The organism is Litchfieldella qijiaojingensis (assembly GCF_014651875.1).
Classification (GTDB): Bacteria; Pseudomonadota; Gammaproteobacteria; order Pseudomonadales; family Halomonadaceae; genus Litchfieldella; species Litchfieldella qijiaojingensis.
Genome location: NZ_BMXS01000055.1, coordinates 1 through 3,246, shown reverse-complemented (window position 1 = coordinate 3,246; position 3,246 = coordinate 1). Strand labels below are relative to the sequence as shown.

Annotated in this window: 1 protein-coding gene; it reads right to left on the bottom strand. The window is 66.6% G+C overall.

The window, feature by feature from the left end; translation table 11 throughout:
- Positions 1 to 3,246, bottom strand: a 3,246-nt coding sequence (locus IE093_RS22100; RefSeq protein WP_189473081.1) for a hemagglutinin repeat-containing protein, incomplete at both ends; no start/stop codon positions are given.

Genomic DNA, 3,246 nt, shown 5'->3' with positions numbered 1-3,246 from the left:
CGATCAGGCGCAGATCGCGCCCGCTGCGCATCGTGAGGTTCTTGCCGGCCAGCAGTTCGCTGCCCTGCTGGCGCACCCGGCGGCTGATCCAGTCGGTGGTGGCGGTGTGGGCTTCGTGGTGGCGAATATTAGCCGCCGAGGCAAAAGTGAGGTCGCCACCGGCGTCGAGCGCGAGGTTGCCGGCCGCCTCGGCGCGGCTGGCGATAGCGGTGATGTGACGCTGCGCCTGGAGGGCGATGTCTTCTCTGGCCGTCAGCGCACTGCCGGCTTGTTCGACCGTGCGGGTTTGCGACTCACGACGCCACTCGTCGGTCTGGGTGTGGGTTTCGTTCTCGGCGGCGTCGAGGACGATGTCGTTGCCCGCGGCGATGGCCAGGCCCGCGCCACTGTCGATCTCGCTGGCGGTCAGGCGCACGTCGCGTCCGGCGCTGAGGCGGGTGTCGTCGCCGCTGCTCAGTTGGCTGCCGACCTGGGTGGTGGTGCGTTCATCGGTGCGCTTTCTTCCATACCACCGGTGCGAGGGGGTGTCGGTGCCCCAGTCGTGGGTGGTGTCCTCACCGGCCTCGAGGCGGATATCGCGGGCCGCCGTCACGGCCAAGGCCTCTTCCGCGATGATGTCACTGGCCGTGACCGTCACGTCGCGGCCGGCGATCAGCGCGGCATCGCCGCCTGTCGTGAGGCTGGCGCTAAGCTGCGTGGTGCGGTCGCTGCCTTCCCCGACACCCGATTCATAGCCGTTGACCTGGCGGCGGGCATTGGCCACGGCTTCGCTGACGATATCGCGTCCCGCGAGGAAGGCGACGTCGCCCTGGCTTTCGATCTCGGCGCGGTTGACGATATCGCGACCGGCGCTCAGATCCAGGCTGTCGCGGGCACTGATCAGGCCGCCCTGGTCGAGATAGGTGGCATAGGAACGCGCGTGGCCGGCGGTGATCGCGGTGCGGTCGTTGACGATGTCGCCTTCGGTGGCCATCAGGCTGACCTGGCCGCCACGAATCTCGCCGGCCAGGGCATTGCGGATCGAGTCGCGGGCGCTCAGGTCCAGGCGCTGGCCCGCCTCGAGCAGGCCGCCCTGGAGGATCGAGCCGCCGCTGGTCGCGGCGAGGTCGTGGCTGGCACGGATGGTGCCGACGTTGACCAGGTCGCCGCCGGCGATCAGGTCGATGTCACTGCCCTGGATCAGGCTGCTGCCGCGCACGTTGCGCTCGTCGACCTGGGCGAGGTAGAGCACCGGGGCCAGCACCGTCTCGCCGTCGACCTGCTGCTCTTCCAGCCACACGATGTCGTGGGTGAGCGCCGCGGTCTGCGCCGGCGTCAGGCCGACGCCGACGCTGAGCTGCAGGGCGTTCTTGGCCGCCACGGCGTTGTCCATCAGGTGGCGGTACTGGGCGTAGTCGTCGTTCAGCGAATCCTCGAGGAAGCGCTGCCCGGTGTTGGCGAGGACCGCGTCACGAATCAGGCGCGACTCGTAGCGCCCGTCGCCGAGCAGCTGGTAGGCACCGTCGGCGGTGTAGTCCAGCTTGTCGAGCAGATAGTCGGAGCCCATCAGCTGGTCGGCGCTGGTGAACTCCGGGTTGGTCTCGATCAGGTAACGGCTCTGTGGCGCGGTATTGCGCACGAAGAGCCCGTAGCGCCCCCGCGGCAGACGGAACGAGGAAAGCTGAGTGGGAGAGACGCGCTCGAAGGGCACGTCACGGTAGCTGGCCACGTCACCCGGGGCGAGCGCCATCTGCCCCGGGGCGACCGTTGACTGACCGGTCTCCACCATGTCGACATTGAGATCGGCCGAGGCAAGGGGACTGGGATCGACCGTTGCCTGACCGGCCTCCACCATCGAGATGTCGAGGTCAGTCGAGGCCGGCGGAGTTGGGTCGACCGTTGCCTGACCGGCCTCCACCATCGAGGCACTGAACTCGGGCGAGGCGAGGTTATCCGTGGCGGAGGCATCGCTGCGAGCGACGCCATCGTGCTGTCTGGCACTGCGTGTGTCAGCGTCAGAGGTGCGGCGGGCGAGGGTGAAATCCAGTGTGTCGACGACGCCGGATGTAGCGGTGTTGGCCAGGCTGCCGTTCAATCGTTCACGTACACCGTTATCGACTTGGCCGTTGTCGAGTCGATTGGCGACATTGATCGAGACCCGGCCCCCGGCCTGTATCACGGCCTTGTCCCCGCCAGCGAGCGGCGTGCGGGTCACCACCTGGCTGAGTTGTTCGGAACCTGACAGTGCCTCTGGCAGGGGGAGATCCTGCCCTTGCGCATCGCGTCCGTCGTTGGCGTTCCACTCGTCTAGGCTGGCGGCGAGATCGTCGGGAAGCAAGGTTTCCCTGACCCAATATCCACTATATCTACTGCCTGCTGTATAATCGAAACATGGATAGAAGCGGCACTCCTCTTCGATGGGAGTCAGCCCTGCCAAGGCCTGAGGGTCGCCGTAGGTGGTCCGCTTGAACACCGACTGGCGTTGCGCGCCCTGATTCTTCAGCGTATTGGCCTGGATATGCAGATTACCGTTTGCCGCTATCAGGCTATTGGCATTCTCGAGGTCACCGGCACGTATCGCCATGTCACCACCGGCCACCAGCTGGGCTGCGGGAGAGTCCTGGGCCACCTCCGTCTCGTATTTCTCCTGAAGCTCATACTCGGAAAAGCTCCGAACCACCCCGTCAGAGACCCAGATCCAACCTTTGTCGCTATCACGCCCGTCGCTGTAATACTCCTGATGAGAGCCCGTCACGGCATACGCCGTCGCGGATAGGCTGCGTTCCTGAAGTACCAGCTCATCCTGATACTCTTCCTTGGTGTTGACGATCGTCCCGGCATACAGCGAGATGTCCCCCTCCGCCTCGATCGTTCCCGAACGGTTCTCGAGGCGCTCCGCCTTGGCCTGCCGGTCGTTGCGCGCGAAGTCGAGATTGCCGCGGCTGTAGATGTCGCCATAGCGGTTGACCAGGCGCGTGCCGCGCAGCGTCATGTCGCCGCCGGCGAACAGCAGGGTGTCGGGGCGGTTGTCGATGCCGCCACGGCTGACGATGCGCAGATCCGCCTGGCTGCCCAGGGTGCCGCGGTTGTTGAGGTAAGACGTGGTGATGTCGACGTTGCCGACGCCGGTCAGGCGGCCGAGGTTGTCGAGGGTGCCGCCGAGGCGGTAGGTCGAGGTGCCGCCGCTGGCCAGGCGCCCGCCGCGCTGGGTGAGGTGGTGGGCGGTGACGGCGAGGTCGCCCTGGGTGGAGATCAGGCCGCGGTTGG